Below are 4,092 nucleotides of genomic sequence, written 5' to 3'. Positions count from 1 at the left end.
TGGGGACCTCACCCTTACCAAGGGTGCGCTCTACCAACTGAGCCATATCAGCACGTCTGGAGCGGGCAGCGGGAATCGAACCCGCATCATCAGCTTGGAAGGCTGAGGTAATAGCCATTATACGATGCCCGCATCCTGAAACTCGGCTACCCAGTTCTTTCTGTAATACTAAAAAGACTGCTCTCTTTAGTATTGAGCTGATTAGTTTACCCAACCAACTCCGGCTACGCAAAGCGTCGCCAGAAAGTGGTGGTGGGGGAAGGATTCGAACCTTCGAAGTCGATGACGGCAGATTTACAGTCTGCTCCCTTTGGCCGCTCGGGAACCCCACCCAAATTGTTATGGTGCCGACTACCGGAATCGAACTGGTGACCTACTGATTACAAGTCAGTTGCTCTACCTACTGAGCTAAGTCGGCATCAAGTAGCGCGCATTCTAGGGAGAGGAGCGAGTTCATGCAACTAAAAATTTGCATAAAACGTTCTCTTGCTCACATTTTGTGCTCTTACGCGAAAAAACGGTGTAATTTCAAACAGAGGAGTGCAAATAATCGCCAGCAAACGGGCCCATCAGGCGCGGTTTCGGTCAGCCACGTTTACCAGGAACGTATGCTGACCGTAAACTGAAAGGCAGCAGGCCGTTAGCACCATCCTGTTAGCAAAGGCCATGCTTTGCAAAGCATAAGAAACTTATTCCTCTCTTGTGACGCTGGCGCGAGAAAGCGGCATTCAATGAGTTTTTTTCTTATTATTCCCGGCAATCTGGTGTTACCCTCCTGCCCATTGTCCTGATTAACTCGTGTGAAGCATCGCCGTTTCAACGTATTCGGTGATGGTAAGAACATGCTTATGAGCCAAAAAGAGCAGACGTTAATGACACCGTACCTACAATTTAACCGCCACCAATGGGCTGCACTTCGTGATTCTGTCCCGATGACGTTAACCGAGGAAGAAATCACGCGGTTAAAAGGCATCAACGAAGATCTCTCTCTGGAAGAGGTTGCTGAGATCTATTTGCCGCTGTCGCGTTTGCTCAACTTCTATATCAGTTCTAACCTGCGTCGTCAGGCTGTTCTCGAACAATTTCTTGGCACCAACGGTCAGCGAATTCCCTATATTATCAGTATCGCTGGCAGCGTTGCGGTAGGAAAAAGCACCACCGCCCGTGTACTGCAGGCCTTGCTGAGCCGTTGGCCGGAGCATCGCCATGTCGAACTCATTACCACTGACGGATTTTTGCACCCTAACTCAGTTTTGAAAGAACGTGGGTTAATGAAGAAAAAAGGCTTTCCGCAGTCCTATGATATGCATCGGCTGGTGAAGTTTGTCTCCGATCTCAAATCAGGGGTACCACAGGCAACTGCACCGGTTTATTCCCATCTAATTTATGATGTTATTCCCGATGGCGATAAAACCGTCGCGCAACCGGATATTCTCATTCTTGAAGGACTGAATGTTCTGCAAAGTGGAATGGATTATCCACACGATCCGCATCATGTATTCGTATCGGATTTTGTCGACTTTTCTATTTATGTCGATGCCCCGGAAGAATTATTGAAAAGCTGGTATATCAACCGCTTTCTTAAATTCCGGGAAGGGGCATTTACCGACCCGGATTCTTATTTCCATAATTACGCCAAGCTGTCGAAGGAAGAAGCGGTCGAAATTGCCACCTCGCTTTGGAATGAGATTAACCTAATGAATCTCAAGGAAAACATCCTTCCAACTCGCGAGCGCGCCAGCCTGATTATGACCAAGAGCGCCAATCATTCTGTTAATCAGGTACGCTTACGTAAATAAAGCAAAGGGAGCCGGAGCTCCCTTTTTTATTCTGCGCTGCGCAATGATATTTCACCACCAACCCAGGCTTTTATCACACCATCCTGCTCCAGCAATAGCGCACCCTGGGCGTCAATGCCGCGGGAAATGCCATAAATTTCTTTATCACCGATAATCAGTTTTACCGGACGATGAATAAAGTTATCCAGTTTTTCCCAGCGCGGCAGATAAGGAGCCAACCCTTCCTGCTCGAACAGCTCCAGTCCCAGGCGCAGCTCTTTAATCAGGCGCGCGGCGAGGAGATTACGGTCGATGACCACCCCCGCTTCCTGAAGACTGATCCAACCCTGATTGACGACATCAGACTCCACACGACGCATCACAAGGTTGATACCCGCGCCGCTGACGATTTGTGCGGCATCGCCCGTTTTCCCCGTCAGCTCCACGAGGATCCCTGACAGCTTACGATCCTGCAGGTAAATATCGTTTGGCCATTTCACGCGAACCTGTTCGGCCCCGAGTTGCTGCAGCACTTCAGCGATCACAATACCAATCACCAGGCTTAGGCCAATCGCCGCTGCCGGGCCCTGCTCCAGACGCCAGTACATCGAGAGATAGAGATTCGCACCAAAGGGGGAAAACCATTTTCTGCCTCGCCGGCCTCGCCCTGCCTGCTGATATTCAGCTACGCAGGCATCGCCGGACGTCAGTTCATCCAGTCTGTCCAGCAAATACTGGTTAGTGGAGTCGATTACCGGAAGGACAGTCACGCGACCGTGCTCTATCTGTTGGGAGATCTTTTTCTCATCCAACAGATGAATGGGCTCTGGCAGGCTGTACCCCTTGCCCGGCACGGTAAACACATCGACGCCCCAGTCGCGTAACGTCTGGATATGCTTATTAATCGCCGCCCGGCTCATGCCTAACTGCTCGCCAAGCTGTTCACCTGAGTGAAACTCACCATCAGCAAGGATAGAAATTAGCGTTAAAGGGATAGTATGGTCTTTCACGCAATGCTCTCCTCTGCGTTGACTTCACCATGCGCTCCAATGAAGCGCACCTCGGGCTGAAGCCATACATTGAATTTTGCCCCCACCTGCTGGCGAACGTAATGGGCTAGCTTTATCACATCCTCGCTGGTCGCTTGATCTTCATTAATCAATACCAGCGCCTGCTGTCGATGCACGGCCGCGCCGCCGATGCGTTTTCCTTTGAGCTGACATTGATCGATTAGCCAGCCAGCGGCCAGCTTGACGCTGCCGTTTGCCTGCGGATAGTGCGGTGCATGAGGGAACTGCGCCAGCAGCGCTTCAGCAACCTGAGCGCTGACGATCGGGTTCTTAAAAAAGCTGCCAGCATTACCGTTAATCTTTGGATCCGGCAATTTAGTCATGCGCATATGACAGACCGCATCGAATACCTGCTGCGGGGTGACTGTCTGCGGATCGAGACGTGTTAAATCACCGTAGCTCAGCACAGGTCGCCACGCTTTCTCTAACGCTAAGCCAATCGCGACGATGGCGTAGCGGTCCTGATATTCATGTTTAAAGATGCTGTCGCGATAGCCGAAACGGCATTCCGCTGCGGAAAGGCGTTGTTTACGTCCCGTTTCCAGCTCGATGCAGTCAACATATTCGCAGACCCGCTGCAATTCGACGCCGTAGGCGCCAATATTCTGGATCGGTGAGGATCCTGCGCAGCCAGGGATTAATGCCAGATTTTCCAGACCAGGCATCGCATGCTGTAGCGTGAACTGCACCAGTTGATGCCAGTTTTCGCCGGCACCGACGTTCAAGCGCCAGGCATCCGGGGTTTCGCTCACCTCGATCCCCATAATCCGGTTGAGGATCACCGTACCGGCATAGTCGTTCAGAAACAGGACGTTACTGCCTTCCCCAAGGATTAGCGTGGGTTCGCCAGCCGCGACAGCGGTTTGCCAGGCGCTTAGCAACTGTTGCTCAGTTTCGGCGCGTACTATCGTATTGGCGGATCGCTCAATGCCAAAGGTATTCCAGGGTTTGAGGGAGTGATTCATAGTGGCTTCCTGATGCAAAATCGGCGTTAGTTTACCGTATCTGGCGGGGGAAGGCTTGCCTGATTACAGAGGCAATAATATTGCGGAGCGTTACCAGTGGTGAGTGGTGTACCGGGCCGGGCTACAGAACCCGCAAGGCCCCTGGCCCCGGTAAGCGCAGCGCCACCGGGGAGGCATGCCGGCACCCTCCCCGGATGACATAAACGCAAAAAAGCTCAGTCTTTCGACTGAGCTTTCTGCTTTATTTGATGCCTGGCAGTTCCCTACTCTCACATGGGG

At 51.8% G+C, this 4,092-nt stretch carries 3 protein-coding genes and 3 tRNA genes; 1 reads left to right on the top strand and 5 read right to left on the bottom strand.

Going from position 1 to position 4,092, the window contains the following annotated elements; all coding sequences use genetic code 11:
- Positions 1-57: 57 nt before the first annotated feature.
- From ABLU50_RS15970 to ABLU50_RS15960, 3 genes are all read right to left on the bottom strand, one after another.
- Positions 58-132 (bottom strand) — tRNA-Gly (locus tag ABLU50_RS15970).
- A gap of 115 nt (positions 133-247) precedes the next feature.
- Positions 248-332, bottom strand: a tRNA-Tyr gene (locus ABLU50_RS15965).
- Positions 333-342: 10 nt separating this feature from the next.
- Positions 343-418 (bottom strand) — tRNA-Thr (locus ABLU50_RS15960).
- A gap of 430 nt (positions 419-848) precedes the next feature.
- Here ABLU50_RS15960 and coaA point away from each other — a divergent pair.
- On the top strand, positions 849-1,799 hold the full coding sequence (gene coaA, locus ABLU50_RS15955; RefSeq protein ID WP_004206833.1) for a type I pantothenate kinase: 951 nt from the start codon (positions 849-851) through the stop codon (positions 1,797-1,799).
- Positions 1,800-1,825: 26 nt separating this feature from the next.
- Here the strand turns inward: coaA and birA are convergent, their stop codons facing one another.
- Positions 1,826-2,788: a bifunctional biotin--[acetyl-CoA-carboxylase] ligase/biotin operon repressor BirA gene (gene birA / locus ABLU50_RS15950; protein ID WP_004206834.1), complete on the bottom strand. Its 963-nt coding sequence runs from the start codon at positions 2,786-2,788 to the stop codon at positions 1,826-1,828.
- A complete protein-coding gene (gene murB / locus ABLU50_RS15945; protein WP_087833144.1) occupies positions 2,785-3,813 on the bottom strand; it encodes a UDP-N-acetylmuramate dehydrogenase in 1,029 nt (342 codons plus the stop codon). The genes birA and murB overlap by 4 nt, the downstream gene beginning before the upstream one ends.
- Between the last annotated feature and the right edge of the window lie 279 nt (positions 3,814-4,092).

The sequence above is a fragment of the Klebsiella sp. GG_Kp173 genome (assembly GCF_040062415.1).
Taxonomy (GTDB): Bacteria; Pseudomonadota; Gammaproteobacteria; order Enterobacterales; family Enterobacteriaceae; genus Klebsiella; species Klebsiella quasipneumoniae.
Note: the sequence above shows the minus strand (reverse complement) of the source record. Positions and strands in the feature narration are given on the sequence as shown.